The 17,329-nt window shown below is 71.7% G+C and carries 10 protein-coding genes; 5 read left to right on the forward strand and 5 right to left on the reverse strand.

From position 1 onward, the window contains the following. Positions 1-10 precede the first annotated feature (10 nt). The gene (locus tag ACZ7LS_RS09965) at positions 11-2,395 is read right to left on the reverse strand and encodes a non-ribosomal peptide synthetase (protein WP_385134229.1); all 2,385 of its coding nucleotides are present in this window, start codon (positions 2,393-2,395) and stop codon (positions 11-13) included. A gap of 53 nt (positions 2,396-2,448) precedes the next feature. Continuing rightward, entirely contained in the window at positions 2,449-3,834 is a 1,386-nt protein-coding gene (locus ACZ7LS_RS09970) for a phenylacetate--CoA ligase family protein (RefSeq protein ID WP_385134226.1), read from the reverse strand. Between the two features lie 359 nt (positions 3,835-4,193). Here ACZ7LS_RS09970 and ACZ7LS_RS09975 point away from each other — a divergent pair, with 359 nt between their 5' ends. Beyond that, the gene (locus ACZ7LS_RS09975) at positions 4,194-4,916 is read left to right on the forward strand and encodes an AfsR/SARP family transcriptional regulator (protein ID WP_385134223.1); all 723 of its coding nucleotides are present in this window, start codon (positions 4,194-4,196) and stop codon (positions 4,914-4,916) included. A gap of 100 nt (positions 4,917-5,016) precedes the next feature. Here ACZ7LS_RS09975 and ACZ7LS_RS09980 read toward each other — a convergent pair whose 3' ends face one another. Both ACZ7LS_RS09980 and ACZ7LS_RS09985 read right to left on the reverse strand, forming a co-directional pair. Further along, positions 5,017-5,685 (reverse strand): class I SAM-dependent methyltransferase, encoded by a 669-nt coding sequence (locus tag ACZ7LS_RS09980; protein ID WP_385129091.1) that lies wholly within the window; start codon positions 5,683-5,685, stop codon positions 5,017-5,019. Between the two features lie 16 nt (positions 5,686-5,701). Further along, on the reverse strand, positions 5,702-6,886 hold the full coding sequence (locus ACZ7LS_RS09985) for an FAD-dependent oxidoreductase (protein WP_382880567.1): 1,185 nt from the start codon (positions 6,884-6,886) through the stop codon (positions 5,702-5,704). Between the two features lie 128 nt (positions 6,887-7,014). On the opposite strand from ACZ7LS_RS09985, the gene ACZ7LS_RS09990 reads away from it, so the two are divergent. Both ACZ7LS_RS09990 and ACZ7LS_RS09995 read left to right on the forward strand, forming a co-directional pair. Beyond that, a complete protein-coding gene (locus tag ACZ7LS_RS09990; RefSeq protein ID WP_385129093.1) occupies positions 7,015-11,028 on the forward strand; it encodes a non-ribosomal peptide synthetase in 4,014 nt (1,337 codons plus the stop codon). Then, positions 11,025-14,288, forward strand: a complete 3,264-nt coding sequence (locus ACZ7LS_RS09995) for a non-ribosomal peptide synthetase (RefSeq protein ID WP_382665904.1) — start codon at positions 11,025-11,027, stop codon at positions 14,286-14,288. Before ACZ7LS_RS09990 ends, ACZ7LS_RS09995 begins: the two co-directional genes overlap by 4 nt. Before the next feature lie 66 nt (positions 14,289-14,354). On the opposite strand, the gene ACZ7LS_RS10000 is transcribed toward ACZ7LS_RS09995, so the two are convergent. Then, positions 14,355-15,176 carry an SAM-dependent methyltransferase gene (locus tag ACZ7LS_RS10000; RefSeq protein WP_385129095.1) on the reverse strand — a complete coding sequence of 274 codons (822 nt, stop codon included), beginning with the start codon at positions 15,174-15,176 and terminating at the stop codon, positions 14,355-14,357. Between the two features lie 169 nt (positions 15,177-15,345). On the opposite strand from ACZ7LS_RS10000, the gene ACZ7LS_RS10005 reads away from it, so the two are divergent. Beyond that, entirely contained in the window at positions 15,346-16,590 is a 1,245-nt protein-coding gene (locus ACZ7LS_RS10005) for a cytochrome P450 (RefSeq protein ID WP_385129097.1), read from the forward strand. After that, complete coding sequence (locus ACZ7LS_RS10010) at positions 16,587-17,294, forward strand: flavodoxin family protein (RefSeq protein ID WP_385129100.1); 708 nt, start codon at positions 16,587-16,589, stop codon at positions 17,292-17,294. The genes ACZ7LS_RS10005 and ACZ7LS_RS10010 overlap by 4 nt, the downstream gene beginning before the upstream one ends. The last annotated feature ends 35 nt before the right edge of the window (positions 17,295-17,329 follow it).

The following is a 17,329-nucleotide window of genomic DNA, read 5'->3' on the forward strand; positions in this document are numbered from 1 at the left end:
GGGAGCACCTCTACCCCGCCGGGACGCGGCGCGCCAGCCGCGCGGCCGTCGGGGCCTCCATGAGGTCCACCATGGTGAGCTCCGCTCCCAGCGCGTCGGTGGCCTTTCGGATGAGTGCCGCGGCGCTCAGCGAGCTGCCACCCAGCTCGAAGAAGTGGTCGTCCGCTCCGACCAGGCTCCGGCCCAGGACCTCCGTGAAGAGCTGGACGAGCAGGCGCTCGACGTCCGACGAAGGTGCCCGGTACCCGGTGTCCAGCCCGCCGCGTCCGGTGTCCATGTCGCGGAGCGCGGCCCGGTCTATCTTGCCGTTGCGGGTCAGCGGGAGGCTGAGGAACCGCACGGCGGAGGGGATCATGTACGCGGGGAGCAGCCGCTCCAGCTCCTCGCGGACGCCCGGACCGGTGAGGGAGGACCCGCGGGGGTCCGACGTTCTTTCCACATAGGCGATCAGGTAGGACCCGCCGTCGCCGCGGGCCCCGGCGACGACGGCGCAGGCGGCGACCCCCGGGAGGGTGGACAACTGCCCCTCCACTGCGCCGGGGTGGACGCGATACCCCGCGACCTTCACCTCGTCGTCCAGGCGGCCGATGACATTGACGAGCCCGGTACTGTCCATCCACGCGAGGTCCCCGCTGCGGTACAGCACCGGGAAGCCGTCCTCCGGTATCGGGTTCGGCAGGAACCGTTCGGCGTTGGCCGCGTCCTGGTGGAGGTAACCGCGCGACAGGCTCCGCCCCGAGACGCAGAGTTCGCCCACCGAGTGCCTGGGCATCGGACGCAGCTCCTCGTCGAGGATGTACATGTTGACGTTCCTCACGGAGCGGCCGATGGGCGGCGAGAGGTCGGACCGGCCGGCTCCCGACCGCACCAGCTGGGTGAGATCGCAGACGGCGACCACGTTCGCCTCGGTCGAACCGTAGACGTTGAGCACCTGGAACGGGCAGTCCGGGGCCGGCCACACCCGCTGCTTCTCGCCGGCGACCCGCATCGAGACCAGGGCCGGGGCCGCGGGCCACTCCATCGCGAGCAGCTGCTCGGCGACGGCCGTGGTCTGCAGCGTGTGTGTGATGCCCCGGTCGATCAACCACTGCCGCACGGCCGTCGGATCGGCGCTGACCGACGGGGGTGCGACCACGACCGTGCCGCCGGCGGCGAGTACGGGGAACATGTCGACCTCGACCATGCCCACACCCGGCGGGCAGAACCAGGAGCCGCGGCTGCTCGACGAGAGCCCGCAGGCGTCACCGAGCGCCGCCGCGGTGTTCCGCATCGGGCCGTGCCGTAGTTGCACCGCCTTGGGCGCACCGGTCGAGCCCGAGGTGTAGGCGATATGGCTGACCGCGTCCTCGGGGAGTCCGGGCAGGGACACCGCGGCCTCCCGGAGGTCGGCGGCGGACCGGTCCGCGTCGGGGACGGCAGGGGTGAGCGACGGGGTGAGGGCCGCGATGCCCAGGGACGCCGCCGTCCTCGCCACGCCGTCGTCGTCGGAGGCCACCGCCACCAGCCCGGCCCCCGAGTCGCGGAGCATGTACGCGATCCGGGCGGCCGGGAGCGCCGGGTCGACCAGCACGACGCGGCACTCCGAGGCGAACGCCGCGAGCTGGGCCACCGCACTGCCGGCACCGCGTTCCATGGCCACGGCGACCGTGCCCCGGCCGACGAGCCCGGCCGCCCGCATCCGGTCCCGGGTCGCCAGCACGGCGATCGCCAGCTCGCGATAGGTCAAGCGGGTGTCCTCGTCTTCGATGGCCGACCGGTCCGGAACCTCGGCGGCCAGCCGGACGACCGTGCGGTGGACCTGTTCCTCCGCCTGGGGCAGGAACTCGCCCCGGCCGAGCGCGAGTTCGGCCCCGGTGTCGTCCGCGGGGAGAATGCCGACGGCCGCCACAGGCAGCCGGGACAGGGTCTCGCCGTCGGCCGCCGCGAACACGTCGAGGAAGGTCCGGACGGCCCGGGAGAAGTGCCGTACCGCGACCTGGCCGTGCAGCCGTGCGGGCGAGGTCGTCACGTACTGCCGCCCGTCGGTGTGCACGCGGATCGCCGCGTCCGCCACCGGGACGGTATCGACGGGAAGCAGCGCGACCGACGCCTCCGCCGTCCCCGGGACGGGCTCGCCAGGGGTCGCGGCCAGCCTCAGCAGCGCGCTGAGGGAGGAGTCGATGTCGACGTCGTACGACCGCACTTCCCGGTGGTCGGCGACATCGACCCGGCCGCCACGGCAGTATCGGGCCATGGTGGCCAGTACGGCGGCCCGGAAGGCGGTACTGGACGCCTCCCCGTCGAGGAGTTCCCCCACGGCGTGGCTCATGGCGGGGTGCGGGGCGTGGTGGTCCCCGGCGACGCGGACGCCGGGCTGCCGCGCCGGCGGTGCTGACGAGACGCGTTCTTCGGACACTTCTCCTCCGGTGAGTGGGGCGGCCTGTCCTGACCTTCGCGGGGCCGGGGGGCTCACACAGGGCCGGGGCGACGGTCGGCGACCCGCGCGGCCTTCCAACTGATCAGTGCGCCCTGCTGGGTCCGCGCGTCGAGGTCGTCCACGACCTCGACCCGGACCTCGGCTCCGGTGAGAGCGGTCATCCGGTCAACGGCCGCCGCCCAGTGATCCCGCCCGGGTGCCGGGCCGGCGAACCGCAGGCGCAGCGTCAGCAGATCCTCCGGCGGGCCCGCCGCCGTCGCCCGGTGATCGAGGACGATCTGGTATCCGAGGCACCGTTCGAGCCCTTCGAGCGCGGCCTCCTCCAGGTCGTACGCCGTGACCGAACGGCCGCCGCCGAACCGGACGTTGTCCTTCGCCCGGCCCAGCACCGTGAGTGCCCGGCCCGGCAGGTCGCCCGGGGTCCAGGGGTCGAACCGCACCAGGTCCCCGGTGCGGTACCGGATCAGCGGCTTCACGCCCGGCGTGAGCATGGTCACCACCAGTTCGCCGGTGTCACCCGTGACGGGTTCGCCGGTGCCGGGGTCCACCAGCTCCACCGAGTAGTTCAGTTCCGACAGTCTGAGTCGGCCATCGGGCCAGCCCCCGGCGAGGCACATCGTCTCCTGCGATCCGTACATGCCCGGCCCGACCCGTGCCTGGGGCCACAGCGTCTCGGCGTCGCGGCGGAAAGCCGGCGTGCACACCTCGCCCAGGACCAGGAACTGCGACACCGGCAGATCGGCCGGGTCGTGGCCGGCGCGCAGCACTTCCCGGGCGAGTTCGAGCACCATGGACGGGGCACACACCACCACGGAGACAGCCAGCTCACGCAGCAGCCTGAGCGCTTTGCCGAACCCCACGCGCGGTGAGTCGGGCCACAGCTTCACATGGCCGAGCCCGCAGGACTGGGCGACATCGCCGAAGACATCCCCGAAGGCGTACAGCTCCGAAGGGCCCATCACGGCCACGAACGGCCGCTCGCCGGGGAAGCGCCGGGAGAGCATCTCCTGCCAGGCGCGGATGATGCCGCGGTTGCTGACCGCGACCTCCAGCGGGGAACGCGGACAGGGAGTGGGCGGACCGGTGGTGCCGGTCGTCTCGTAGTACACCTGGGCCTCGCCGACCGGACCGCTGAGAACGGACAGGCCGGCGGCCACGAGGTCTTCCTTCGTGGTGAAGAACGTCCCCCCGGCGGCCTCCCGCTCGCGGCCCAGCCGCTGCGAGTAGAAAGGAGAACGGGCTCTGACCCAGTCGGTCACCTCGGCGGTGCGTTGTGCGCGCCACGCGCGGAGTACGTCCGAGGAGGGATCGCCGTCCCATCGCTCTTCGGTGTCCAGCAATGATGTGTAGTACGAGGAATGCCGTTCGTCGTCGGGCGACGGGGCCTTCGGTGCGCCGACTTCCATCCTGAGCGTCATGCGGTGCACGCTAATGACTCCCGGTTCGGGATGGGTTATGCGAAAAGGAATTACTCCTTTCCGGCGAATGTTTAGGAGGGCGGGTATCGGGGTATGGCGGGTGCTTATTTCATGATCGATAAAGGGTGAAATGCCCTGCCGGGATCACCTTGGATGCTTTCTTTCTTATTTTGGATCATTTAAGCTTTGCCTGTCGCCCCTGTAGGCAGTTGCTCCAGGAGGTACTGACGGAGCGTCTGCGCCGGGGGAGGGCGATTCGTTCACACGGGGTGAGATCACAGGGGAAGCTGGGGGGAAGCGTGGTCTGTGGTGAAATGCAGGTCAGATTGTTAGGCGGGTTCGAGGTTGCCACCGACGGGGTGTCCATCACCCGGTGGCGTGCCGGCAAGGCCAGGAGCATGCTCCAGTACCTCATCACCCGCAGGGGTGTCGTGGTGCCCCGCGAGATCCTGAGCGAGGTGCTGTGGCCGGGCGAGGACAAGTCGCCCAGCAGTAGTTCACTGAAGGTCGCCGCGCATGCCCTGCGCAAGGCGCTCGCCGACGGGTCCCTCATGGACGAACGTTCGGGGGTTCGGGTGGAGTACCAGGACTTCGGGTACATCCTGCGGGCGCCGGTGGCCTGGGTGGATTGCGAGGCTTTCCGCGGGCATGCCAAGAGGGGGATGTCTTTCGAACGGCAAGGCGACCGGGCCGCCGCGATCCGGGAGTACGAATCCGCGGTCTCTCTGTACCGCGGCCCCTTTCTTCCGGCGGAGGAGTCGCGCTGGGCGGAAGAGGAAAGGGTCTGGTATCAGTCGACGGCCCTGAAAGTCGTGCAGCGGCTCGGCGCCCTGGCTGTCGAGTGCGGAGACGATTTCGGTGCGATCGAATGGTGTCAGCGGGCCAGCGATATCGACCCGTACAACGAGGGAACGTACCGCCTGATGATGGAAATCCACGGAAAGCGTGGAGAACTCGGAATGGCGCTGAAATGGTACAGCGTTTGTGAGAGCCGTCTTCTCGGTGAACTCGGTGTATCGGTCAGCGGCGAGACACGGATGGCGCTGTCGGCGGTCATGCGGCGATGTGACGTGACGACGTAGCAGCGGTACGAGCGGCAGCGCGAACAACGCCGGCACGGGCCGGCCGGTCCGGGCGGGCGCACGGCGCGCACCCGGACCGGCCGGCCCTCTCTCATGACGGTCAGCGGTGCGCCTCGAAGAACGCCACGGCGCCCCGCGTCCGTACGGAATAGCGGCGAAAGCGTGCGCTGAGCTGTGACGTGAGCTCCTCCAGGCTGTCCTCCGTATTCCGGAACGAGCCGGCCTGGTTGTACTTCTCCATCATCCAGCGCCCGTGGGCCGGCAGCCGGATGTCCTTGCCGAGTACCGTGCAGCCGAAGAGAACCCCGTTGTCGGCGAGAAGCGGCCGGATGTTGTCGAACACCACGCCCTTCTGCTTCATCGTCCCCGGCAGGCAGTGCAGCACGTTCTGCAGGGCGATCGACTCGAACTTCTCGTCTCCCAGGTCGAGTTCGCCGAGCACGTCGCGAACCACCGTCCTCGGCGCGTAGCGGGCGACGCGTCTGGCCGCGGTGCGCAGCACCAGCTCGTTCAGGTCCAGCAGTGTGACGCGTGGCTTTCCCGCGGGGAACCGGCACCTGTCGAGGAAGAAGCCCGAGCCCGGCCCGATATCGAGATGATGCCCCCGGACACTGTCGTTGTAGAAGGAGAGCATCGTCCGGCGCGAGCACCGCCACGCGACGGGACAGACCATCCCCAGCGCTATCGGGTCGTAGATCATCAGTACCGGCTTGGTGTACATGTCGGCATCGCCGCGCAGGTTGGCGGGCTCATCCGTCGGCAGGGTCATCTTCGTCCTCCTGGTGTCATGGCGTCAGCGCCGCGGAATGCAGCCGGTACTCCTCGGGTGTCATCGCACCGGCGACCGCCGCGCCGTACAGGGCGCTCAGCTCCGGCGAGGCGGCGACGTGCCGCAGTTCCTCCAGCCGCTCGGCCTCCACGTCCAGCCGGGCCACCGCGAGTGTGGAGCGGTAGAACGGCATCATCCGGCGGTCCCGTTCCGCCGCGTATCCGGCCAGCGCGGCGTCGAGCCGCGAAGGTTCCATGGACCCCGCACCGGCCACGGACCTGGCCAGCAGATCGGCCTGTACGAACGCGTCCGTGATGCCGCGCGCGGTCAGTGAGTCCTTGTGATGGCCCGCGTCCCCGACCAGTGCCCAGCCGGGGCCGGCGGCCGTCCGGAAGTAGTTCTGCTGGTCGCCCATGCCGATCAGCCGTCCGATCCGGGTGGCATCGGCAAGTTGCTCGGCGACCCCCGGGGCGGCGGTGCGCACACAGCGGTCGTACGCGCTCTCCACGTCGAGCCGCACCCGGGCGAACTCGGACTGCCGGAAGTAGCAGGCGACCACATGCGCCCCCGACGTGGGGATGACACCCACCCACAGCCCGTCGCTCTGGTGCTGCTCGAACCCCGCGTCCAGCCCGGCCCAGTATCCGTACAGACAACAGCTCAGCTTCGCGTGCACCGCGTACGAGGAGGACGACACCAGCTTCGCCACCGTCGACCTCAGCCCGTCCGCGCCCACCACCAGACCCGCGCGGGCCTGCTGCCAGCGGCCCGCGCGCCGGTACCGCACGCCGGCCGGACGCCCGTTCTCCTCCTGGAGCCCGGTGACCGACGCCCCGTGGACCACGGCCACGCCCGCCGCCTCGGCGGCCCGGCACAACACCTCGTCGAGATCGCCGCGCCGCGGCGCGTACGCGGCGTCGCCACCACCGACGAACGGACCGGGCGCCCGCACCTCGACATCCCCCACCCGGTAGGTGAGCGCGGTGATGGGCGGCGCCCCCGTCGCCCTCACCTGGTCCAGGACCCGCCAGTCCCGCAGGAAGGCGACCCCCTGCTGATGGATGTACAGGGTCGACAACTTGTCGGTGCCACGCTCTCCCCGGTCGAGGAGCAGGACGCTCAGGCCCTGTCGGGCGAGCAGCGTGGCCAGTGGCGCGCCACCGCACCGAGCGCCCACCACCACCACGTCGTACGTCTCCATGGCCCCTCCTCGCTCGGAATGGTCGTCCGTCGCGGTTAGAAGGAAGTTACGCACCTCGCGGGGACGTACGGGGCCCTCATAACCCGTCGCTCCTAGCTTTCGGCGGAAAGCCACGCCGGGAGGCCCATGTGACATCCATCAAGGACGAGTTGCCCGATCTCACTCCGGCACAACGCCGTCTGCTGAAGTCGATGACACGGAACTCCGTGCCCGGCACCGCCGCCGATCCGGCCGCACCGGGGGCCGCCGATGCCCCGGCCAGCCACGCGCAGCGCCGGATGTGGCTCGTCCACGAGCTGGCGCCGGGACCGGCCTTCACGGTGCCGATCCTGCACCGGATCTCGGGACGGCTCGACGTGCCGGCGCTGACCGGAGCCTTGACGCTCATGCTGGAACGGCACGAGGTGCTCAGAACCACCTACCACGAGGTGGACGGCGAGCTGCGCCAGAAAGCCGGCCCGGTGCCGGCGACCGTCCTCTCGCGGCACTCGGTCGGCGACCTGCCCCCGCGGCTCCGCGAGGAGGCCGCCGAACGGCTGGTCCACGCGGAGGCGGCCAAGCCGTTCGACCTCGCACGCGGACCGGTGTTCCGCGCGGCGCTGGTGGAGATCGACAGCGAGCACTGGCTGCTGCTGCTGACCATCCACCACATCGCCTGTGACCAGTGGTCCATGGGCGTCTTCATGCGGGAACTCGCGTCCGCGTACGAGACGAACGCGACGTCGGGGGCGCTGCGGCTGCCACCGGCGGGCCGTTCCTACGCCGAGTTCTCGCGCCGGCAGGCCGAACGCGAGTCGGCCGGCGGATTCGAGGAGGGGCTGGCCTACTGGCGTGACCGGCTCCGGGACCTGCGTCCACCGGCGCTGCCCACCGACCGGACGCGCCCCGCCGAACCGGCCCAGCTCGGGGGCGAGGTGGCCCGCTGGGTGGAGCCCGGGGTCGCGCGGCGGGTGCGTGCCGTCGCGGCGGAGTGCGGCGCCTCCCCCTTCATGGTGGTACTGGCCGCGTTCCTCGTGGTGCTGCGCGCCTACCAGCGCCGTGACGACATCGCGGTCGGTACGACGGCCGCCGGACGCGACTCCGAGGACCTGGCCGGAGTCGTCGGTTTCTTCGTCAACACCCTCGTGCTGAGGACCGAGGTGCGTGCCCACGACACCTTCGCGGACGTCGTCGCGTCCGTGAAGGCGGCCGTGCTCGGCGGCCAGCCGCACGCGGGCGTTCCCTTCGAGCTGGTGGTGGACGCCCTGGAGGGCGCCCGCGACGGGACCGGGCGCTCGGTCACCCCGGTGCTGTTCCAGCAGGACAACACCCCAGACAGCGCGCTGCGTCTGCCCGGCCTCGACGCCACTCTCGACGACGACTTCGTCGCGGGCACCGCCAAGTACGACCTCCTCGTCAGTGTGCGCAACCGGCCCGACGGCACCCGGCTGCACTTCCAGTACGATGCCGAACTCTTCGACCGCTCCACCGCGGAGCGCATGCTCGCGGCGTACGAGGCCTGCCTGACGGCCGGCGTGCTCGATCCGGCGCGCCGGGTCCTGGACCTCCCGGTGATGGCGGACGCGGAGGCCGCCGAGCTGGCCCGGCACAATGACACCGCGCGGAAGTTCGAACTGCCCGACAGCCTCCACGGGTTGTTCGCCCGCCAGACACGGGCCACGCCCGGAGCACTCGCCCTCGTCGAGGCCACCGGCGACCGGTGGTCGTTCCACCAGGTGTCCGAGCTGGCCGGCCGCGTCGCCACCGCCCTGGTGCGGCGCAGTGTCGGACGCGGCGACATGGTCGGAGTACGCCTGGAGCCCGGGGCGCACTACCTGGGTGCCGTGCTCGGCGCCATGGCCGCCGGGGCCGCCTTCGTGCCGATCGACCCGCACTACCCCGCCGAGCGGGTCGCGCTCATCTCCCGTACGGCCGGCCTCGCGCTGCTCGTCGGCGAGGACGACATCACCGTGCCCGTGCTGGAGGCCGAGGGACGGCACGGTGGCGCCCCGCTGCCCGACGTGGGCCACGACGATGTGGCGTACGTCATCTTCACCTCCGGCTCGACCGGCCGCCCGAAGGGGGTCGCGGTACGCCACGGAGGCATCCTCAACAACCTCGCCGACCTGGCGGAACGGCTCGGCCTGGGACCGGACGACCGGGTCCTCACGGTGTCGTCGCCGAGCTTCGACATGTCGGTCTTCGAACTGCTCGGCGTGCCGGGCTTTGGTGGGGCCGCCGTCGTGATCGACCAGGAGCTGGCCCGCGACCCCGCGCACTGGGAGGAGAGGGCGGCACGCCACGGCGTGACGGTGTGGAACTCGGCGCCGGCCCTGCTGGAGATGTTCCTCAACCATCTGGAGAGCGGTTCGACCGAGGAGGCGCCGCCCCTGCGCTGCGCGGTGCTCGGCGGCGACTGGGTGCCCCTCACGGCGCCCGCCCGCTGGTACTCCCTCTTCCCGGACAGCCTGTTCGCCGTCCTGGGAGGCGCCACGGAGGCCTCGATCCACTCCACGTACTACTCCTGCACGACGGTCGCGCCGGACTGGAAGTCGATTCCGTACGGAAAGCCCATGGCGAACCAGACGGCGGTCGTGGTCGACGACGACGGCCGGCTGAGCCCCGTCGGAGTCCCCGGCCACCTGCTTCTCGGCGGCGACGGCCTGGCGGCCGGATACCACCGGATGCCCGAGCTCACCGCCGAGCGGTTCGCACACGTGCTGGGCGCACGGCGCTACCGGACCGGCGACATCGCCAAGTGGCGTCCCGACGGGTACCTCGAACTGCTCGGCCGCGACGACGACATGATCAAGATTCACGGGCTGCGCATCGAGCCCGGGGACATCGAGTCGGCGCTGAACGCGCTCGGCGACTTCCACAAGGTCGCGGTGCTTGCCGCCCCAGGACCCGGTGGCGGCAAGGAACTCGTCGCCTATGTGGCGACCGATCTCGACGTGGACACCAAGGAGTTGCGAGCCGCCCTCAGGACAGTGCTGCCGGGGTTCATGGTGCCCGCCAGGATCAAGGTGCTGCGCTCCTTCCCGCTGTCGCCGAACGGCAAGACCGATCGCAGGGCCCTCGCGGCGAGCGACCTGGCCACGACCGCGCCGGAACCCCTCTCCGAGCCGCCGGCCACACCGACGGAACGCCGCGTCGCCGAGGCCTGGGCCCAGGTGCTCGGGGCCGAGGCCCTCGGCAGGCATGACGACTTCTTCGAACAGGGCGGCGACTCCTTCAAGGCGGTGCGCGCCGCGCAGCTGGTTTCGCGCGATCTGCCGGCGTCCGCGGTCTTCAGACACCCGACCGTGGCGGCGCTCGCGGAGCACCTGGACGGGGGAGCCGGCCCGGACCATGGCGCACTCGACCTGCTGCTGCGCCTGTCGGCGGGACCGGCCCAGCCGACGGGCGAGTCCCCTGGCCGGGAACGGGGCCGTCTCGTCTGCCTCCCGCACGGCGGCGGGAACGCCGTCGTCTACCAGCCGCTCGCCGACGCCCTGGGCGACCGCTTCGACGTCTGGGCCGTCAACCTGCCGGGCCATGACCCGGCGGACCGCCGTGACCTGCGGGGCATCCGCGAAGTGGCCCGGCGATGCGCCGAGGAGATCGACGGCCGGCTCCCGGGCCCCGTGGTGATCTACGGGCAGTGCGCGGGCTGCGCCTCGGCCGTCCAGCTCGCGCGTGCCTGCGAGGCCAGGGGCATCGAGGTGCGGGCCGTGTTCCTCGGCGCGGCGCTCCCCGACCGCGATCCCGAGGGCTCGATGCGACTGGTCCGGGAGGCGGAGGACGACCTGCTCCTCGGACACATCCGGGGCCTCGGTGGCCTGGCCGGCGTACTCGACGACAGCGACCTGACGAGAATGCTGCGGGTGGTCCGCCACGACCTGCGGGAGATGATCACGCTCTACCACGAGGAGCACGGCAGGGACATCGAACCGATGACGGCGCCCGTCCACTGTGTCGTCGGCAGCGAGGACCCGGCCACGGCCGGCTTCGAGCAGCGGTACACGGACTGGGGCCGGTACGGCGCCGGGGTGAGCCTGTCGGTCATTCGCGGGGGTGAGCACTACTTCTCCAAGCACCGGCCGCACGAGCTCGCCGAGGTGATCGTCTCGAAACTCGGGGACGCCGGGGACAGCGCGCACCGGGAAGGACGGCTCCGATGACGCTCGAACGGTGGGCGGCGATGAGCCAGGAGGAGCGGCGGCGGCGCGTCGGCGCCGCCGCCCCGGCCGAGCGGGACCTCTCCGACCCCGCGGTCCCCGTGCCCGCCTCGGCGGGGCAGGCCGCGCAGTTCTACGTCGACCAGGCCGTCGGTGACGCACCGTCCCCGTACGCCGTCCCCTTCGCGCTGGAGCTGCTGGGAACGTACGACGAGGCGGCGTTGATCGAGGCCGTGGAGAGGACGGCCGCCCGGCTCCCGGTGCTGCGCGGACGGTTCGAGGCGGACGGCCGCGGAGACCTGTGGTCGGTCGTGGCCGGTACGCCGCCGGTACGGGTGCGCACCGAGGAGGCGGCCCGGGTGTGGGAGCGCGCGGCGGAACTGGCCCGCGAGCCGATCCGGATGGAGCGGGGCGGAATGTTCACCGCGACCCTCCTGCGGTCCGCTTCGGGGACCGAGCCGGACCTGTTGGTGCTGATCGGCCATCACGCGGTCGCCGACGGCATGTCGATGGCGGAGATCGTCAGCATGGTGGCCACCGGATACCGGCGCCGTTCGGTGCCCGGCGGACCGCACGAGCCCGCCTTCCGGGGGCTCGCCCGGCAGGGCGCCCTCGGTGGCGAGGACGTCCCCGCACCCGCCGTGGAGTGGTGGCGCGGTCACCTCGCCGGGCGCCCTCCCGCGCGGCTGCCCGGCGATCTCCGCCCCGGCGGAGCGGCCGGCCGCTACCGGGGCGACCATGTCACCGTCGACCTGCCGGCCCCGGCGTGGGAGCGGCTGCGGGCGGTCGCGCACACCGAAGGGGGCGGAGAGGCGGCGGCCGTGCTGGCCTGCCTCGCCGCTGTCGTGTCGCGGCACTCGGGCACACCCGACGCCGTATACGGGCTCTCCGTCACCGGGCGGTCCACCTCGTCGCAGATGGAGTGCGTGGGCCCGTTCGCCGACACCGTCCCGGTCCGGGTCCGCGCCGACCCGGCCCGCACGGTGCGCGAGGTGGTCCGTTCGCTCGTCGACGGGCCCGCCTGCGGACGCACCCCGTACGAGGTGCCCTTCGCGTCACTGGTACGCGCCCTCGACGCGCCACGGATCCCCGGCCGCAATCCGCTGTACGAGGTGCTCGTGACCATGGACCCGTTCGTCGCGGACGAGGTCGTGGCGGTGGACGACGGGCTCGGCTGGCGCGTCCACGGACTGCACAACGGCACCGCCCGGGTCGGCCTCCAGATGACGGTGTCGCCGAACGGGGAAACCGCCCGGATCCGCTTCGACTTCGCCACCGCCACCCACTCACGACGTCACATCGGACAACTGGCGGCCGAGTTCGTGACACTCGTCGAGGGCATGGCCGAGGGCGACGGGCCGCTCGGCTCACTGACCGTCCCGTACGACAGTGCGGCGGTGTCCGTGACACCGGGACCGGCGCGGGTCCCGGCCGCGCTGGCGTCCTTCGACACGGCGGTGAGCGACTGGCCGGACCGCGTCGCGCTACGGACACCGGACGAGGAGATCGACTACCGCGGCGTCGATGCCCGGTCCGACGCGCTCGCTTCCCGGCTGGCCGCTCTGACCCGGCCCGGGGACGTCGTCGCCTGCCTGCTGGAACACTCCGCGCTCGTGCCGGTCACCCTGCTCGCCGTGTTCAAGGCGGGCTGCGTGTACCTCCCGGTCGATCCGCGGCTTCCCGCCGAGCGCATGCGGATGATCGTCGACGACGCGGGTGCCCGGCTGCTGGTACGGGACGCTCCCACGGCGGGCGGGGACGACGGGCCGCTGCTGTCCGACCGCGTGGAGGCCGCCGGGAGTCCGGCTCCGGGGAGCGGCGGCGGGGAACCGCGCACGGCGGAGCGGGGGGCCGCAGCGCCCTTCGTCCGGCGGTCCTGCGACACCGCGTATCTGATGTTCACGTCCGGCTCCACGGGCCGGCCCAAGGGCGTCCGGGTGAGCCATCGCGCGCTGGCCACGTTCGCCGCGGCCATGGCGGGCAAGGGTTTCGTACGGAGCGGGCAGCGTGTGCTCGCCATGGCGGCCACCACCTTCGACATCTCGCTGTACGAACTCCTGTTGCCCCTCACCGCGGGCGGGACCGTGGTGTTCGCCGGCGGGTCGGGCGCGCGCGGCGCCGGCCGCGCGGTGCGGCTGATCCAGGAGGGGGCGGTGGACGTGGTGCACGGCACGCCGTCGCTGATGAAGGTCCTCATGGCCGGAGGCTGGGGGCAGGAGCACCGGATTCCCCGGGTGCTGTCCGGCGGCGAGGTACTGCGGCCGGACGTGGCCGGCGAACTGGCCCGCCGTACTGACGAGTTGGTCAACCTCTACGGGCCGACCGAAGCGACGGTGTGGGCGATGGCCGCCCCCGTGTCCGCCGCCGACGCCGGCAGCGGCGGCGAACTCCCGATCGGCACGCCGCTGCCGGGCTACACCGCCTGGGTGGCCGACCCCGGCACACTGCGCCCGCTGGCGCCCGGCATCGTCGGCGAGCTGTGCCTGGGCGGTCCGGCGCTCGCCGACGGATACGCCGGTCAGCCCGAGGCCACCGCGCGCCGTTTCCTTGAGGCGGAGCCCGGCCGTACCTACCGCACCGGTGATCTCGCGCGCCGTCGCCGGGACGGCACGTTCGAGTTCCTCGGGCGCGCCGACGACCAGGTCAAGGTGCGGGGCCACCGCGTCGAACTCGGTGACATCGAGACCGCCGCCCGCCGCTCGCCCGGCGTGCTGGACGCCGCCGCGGCCGTCCGGGACGGCACCATTCACCTCCTGGTGACCGGCGAGGACGGGGCTGCCCGCGCGGTGCGGGAGCGTCTCCCGACGCTCTTGCCCGCGCACATGGTGCCGTCGGTCGTGGGGCAGGCCGCGTCCGTACCGCTGAGCACCAGCGGGAAGGTCGACCGGCGGCGGGTCGTCGAGGCGGCGGCGGACGGCGCCGTGACCGGGCGGGCGCGCGGGCCGGCTGGGCCCGACGTCGCCGAGCCGACCCCGCACGAGGAGTGGGTCATGGCCGGCTGGTCGGCCATGACGGGCGGCGAAGTCGGCGTGACGGACAACCTGTTCGAGAGCGGCGGGCACTCCCTGACGGTCGCGCGGACCGTGGCCAGGGCGAGGGACGAACTCGGCCTGGAACTCCTCATGGACGACCTGTTCTCGGACGCCACCCCGCGTGGCGTGGGCAAGCTGCTGGACGCGGCGCGCGCGGAGCGGGACGCGCTCGTGCGGTTCGTGGCCTCCCTCGACGACGAAGAGGCCGAACGGTTGCTGGGCGAGCGCTGAACGGCCGGTGCCCCGGCAGCCGGAGAGCCTGCCGGGGCACCGCCGTCCGGCCGTCGGCGGGCGCCTTCAGACCTTCCTGCCCACGCCCGCCACGGCCCGCTTGAAGGACACCAGCTCCGGCGGGATCTCCTCGTCGGGCCGCCACGCGGGAGTGGCCACGACGCCGGGCTCCAGCAGCTCGTAACCCTCGAAGAAACGCAGGACGTCCCGCTCGAAGCGCGGGAACATCGGCTGGATCTCCTCCCGGTACAGCCGCAGCACCTCTTCGGCGCCCTCCGGCCAGTCCTCCGACGTCAGGGCATGGGAGAGGACCAGACAGCTGCCGGGGGCCGTGGCGTCCCGGAAGCGGGCCAGCAGCCCCCACGGGTCGTCCTCGTCGGAGATGAACGGGAACACCCCCGTGAGCACCAGGGCGACCGGTTCCGAGAAGTCGAGCGTGTCACGGACCAGGGCGTTCTCCAGTACGGCCGACGGATCCTGGACGGCGCCCCGCACGGCGACCACGTTCCCGGTGCCACCCAGCCGGTCCCGCCACGCGGTCACGGCGTCGGCCTCCACGTCGACGTAGACGACCCTGGTCCCGCTCCGCTGGGCCGCCACCACCTCGTGCAGGTTCGGCGAGCCCTCGGTGGGAAACGCGCACCCGAGGTCGAGGAACTGCCGCACCCCGAAATCCGACGCGAGTGTGCGGGCGGCACGGAGCATGAACTGGCGGTTCTCGCGGGCCACCGCCGGAGTGCCCGGATTGATGCGCAACAGGCGTGCCAGCGCGACCCCGTCGGCCTCGGCGACGGTGTCCCCGCCGATGAGCTGACCGTAGATGCGGCACGCGCTGGGCCGTTCGCCGGCCTCGTTGCCGAGGGAGTGTTCCTTCTCTTCCGTGGTCATGTGAAGAACCCCTGCCGTCCGCACCCGTCACCGGGGGCTTGCCGTTGTGGACGGCCGAGGCTCGCACCACGGGGTTCAGCCACGGTTAAGCGGCGGACGGCGGCGGACGAGCCGGGATAACCGCCGCGGTGCACAGTGAGATCTCCCGCGAACAGAGGAGCTGAAGCACATGTCCGTCCGCGAGGCCGTACCACTGACTGTCGAACACTTCAGTGACGTCGCATCCCTGGAACGCGATCTCGGCACGCGCCACGGCTGTGTGCCCATCCTGCTCCCCGACGGGATGCCGGCCTGGCTGGTGCTGGGCAACGCCGAGATGAAAGAGGCGCTCTCGCACCCCGGTCTGGTCCGCGGTGTGTCGGCCGCCAACGAGAAGCTGATGCCCTATCTCACCCTGGCGAACAGTGACTTCCCGCTGAGCCGGCACCTCCTCTTCGCCGACCAGCCCGACCACGGCAGGATGAAGGAGAGCGTCAAGAAGGCGTTCACCCGGAGCCAGGTCGAGAAGCTCCGCCCGTGGATGACGGATTTCACCCACGGCCTCATCGACGAGATCGTCGAGAGGGGCGAGGCGGACTTCATACCGGCCGTCGCCCTGCCCCTTCCGATCGCGGTCATCAGCGAGGTCCTCGGTGTGGAGGAGGACCGGCGAGCCGACTTCGAGGCCCGTGCCGCGGTCATCACCGGTGTCAACACCTCTGCCAACGGCGCGGACATCGCCGCCGCGGGCGAGTGGTTCGACGCGTTCGCCGGCGAACTGCTGGCCGCCCGGCGGGTGGAGCCGCGCGACGACGTCATGACGACGATGGCCGAAGCCGTCGACGACGGGCGGATGACGGAGCGGGAGGCACGGTCCAACGCTTTCCTGTTCCTGTCGGCGGGCTTCGAGACGACGGTCAACCTGCTCGCCAACGGTCTCCTCGCACTGCTGCGCCACCGCGAGCAGCTGCGGCTCTTCCGCGAGGACCGGTCCCGCGACGCGACGTTGCGAGGACTGGAGGAGATGCTGCGCTACGACAGTGCCGTATCGGGCATCACCTACCGTTTCGCCGCCGACGACCTCCAACTGGCGGGCGTGAGCATCCCCAAGGGCGACCACGTGGCGATCTGCCTGCCCACGGCCAACCACGACGAGCGCGCCGTGTCGTGCCCCGCCCGGTTCGACGTGCGCCGTGAGACCAACCCGCATCTGAGTTTCGGGCACTCCACCCACTACTGCATCGGCGCTCCGCTGGCCCGGCTGGAGGGCGAGGTCGCCTTCCGTGTCACGGTGGACCGGCTGGCCGATCTGGAACTGGCCGTCCCCGAGGAAAAGCTCACCTGGAAGCCGAGCTTCACCGTCCATCGGCTGAGCCGGCTTCCGGTCCGGTTCCGGCCCGGCGCCCGCCGTGCTCCCGGTGAGGGACGGTCATGACCCCCACCGGGACGGACGGCGCGGACACGTCCGCGAAGCGGCTCACGTTCCTCGCCCTGAACGGCTCCGAGCGCCCGGACGGCAACATCACGCACGCGCTCGGACAGGTCGGGAAGATCCTGGCCGAGGAGCACGCGGATCTCGAAGTGGTACGCCTGTGGGACCTGCGTCTGTCGCCGTGCGGGCCGTGCGGTGACTGCAACTTCCGCAGCCGGCCGTGCGAGATCGAGGACGGGTTGCCGGCGCTGATCGAGCGGATGGCCGCCGCGGACGCCCTCATCTACGCCACGTCCGTGCACGGATTCGGATCCGCGCCGACCATGCCGACGTTCCTGGAGCGCTCCGGAACCGGTCATCTGCGGTTCGACCGTGTGCTCACCAACAAGGTGGGCGGCGTCTTCGTCACCGGACGCAGGTACTCCCACGTAGAGGTGCACAACCAACTGCTCGACAACGTCCTGCTGAACCGCATGATCGTCCCCGGGTACGGCTTCCCGGCCGTGTTGTTCGGCAACGAGAAGGGCGAGGTCCTCACGGACGAGGAGGGCATGGAGATGCTCCGCCGCATGGTGGTCCGGATGGCGCGGCTGGCCCGGGTGCTCCGTGAGCACCGGGAACTCACCGGCACGGACCTGCTGGCCGACGAGTTCGCCGGCGAACGCGACCGGTCCCCCGTGGGTGTCCCGGCCAGGAGGCCGGCGTAAGGCGGTGCCGGTGCGGGCGAGCGCCGCGAGGCGGG

It is taken from the genome of Streptomyces sp. NPDC039430 (assembly GCF_055639435.1).

What these genes read in the sequence shown, in the direction of transcription:
- ACZ7LS_RS10000 (WP_385129095.1), bottom strand. Translation starts at nt 15,176, where the DNA reads ATGACCACGGAAGAGAAGGAACACTCCCTCGGCAACGAGGCCGGCGAA.
- ACZ7LS_RS09995 (WP_382665904.1), top strand. Translation starts at nt 11,025, where the DNA reads ATGACGCTCGAACGGTGGGCGGCGATGAGCCAGGAGGAGCGGCGGCGG.
- ACZ7LS_RS09985 (WP_382880567.1), bottom strand. Translation starts at nt 6,886, where the DNA reads ATGGAGACGTACGACGTGGTGGTGGTGGGCGCTCGGTGCGGTGGCGCG.
- ACZ7LS_RS10005 (WP_385129097.1), top strand. Translation starts at nt 15,346, where the DNA reads ATGTCCGTCCGCGAGGCCGTACCACTGACTGTCGAACACTTCAGTGAC.
- ACZ7LS_RS09980 (WP_385129091.1), bottom strand. Translation starts at nt 5,685, where the DNA reads ATGACCCTGCCGACGGATGAGCCCGCCAACCTGCGCGGCGATGCCGAC.
- ACZ7LS_RS10010 (WP_385129100.1), top strand. Translation starts at nt 16,587, where the DNA reads ATGACCCCCACCGGGACGGACGGCGCGGACACGTCCGCGAAGCGGCTC.
- ACZ7LS_RS09970 (WP_385134226.1), bottom strand. Translation starts at nt 3,834, where the DNA reads ATGACGCTCAGGATGGAAGTCGGCGCACCGAAGGCCCCGTCGCCCGAC.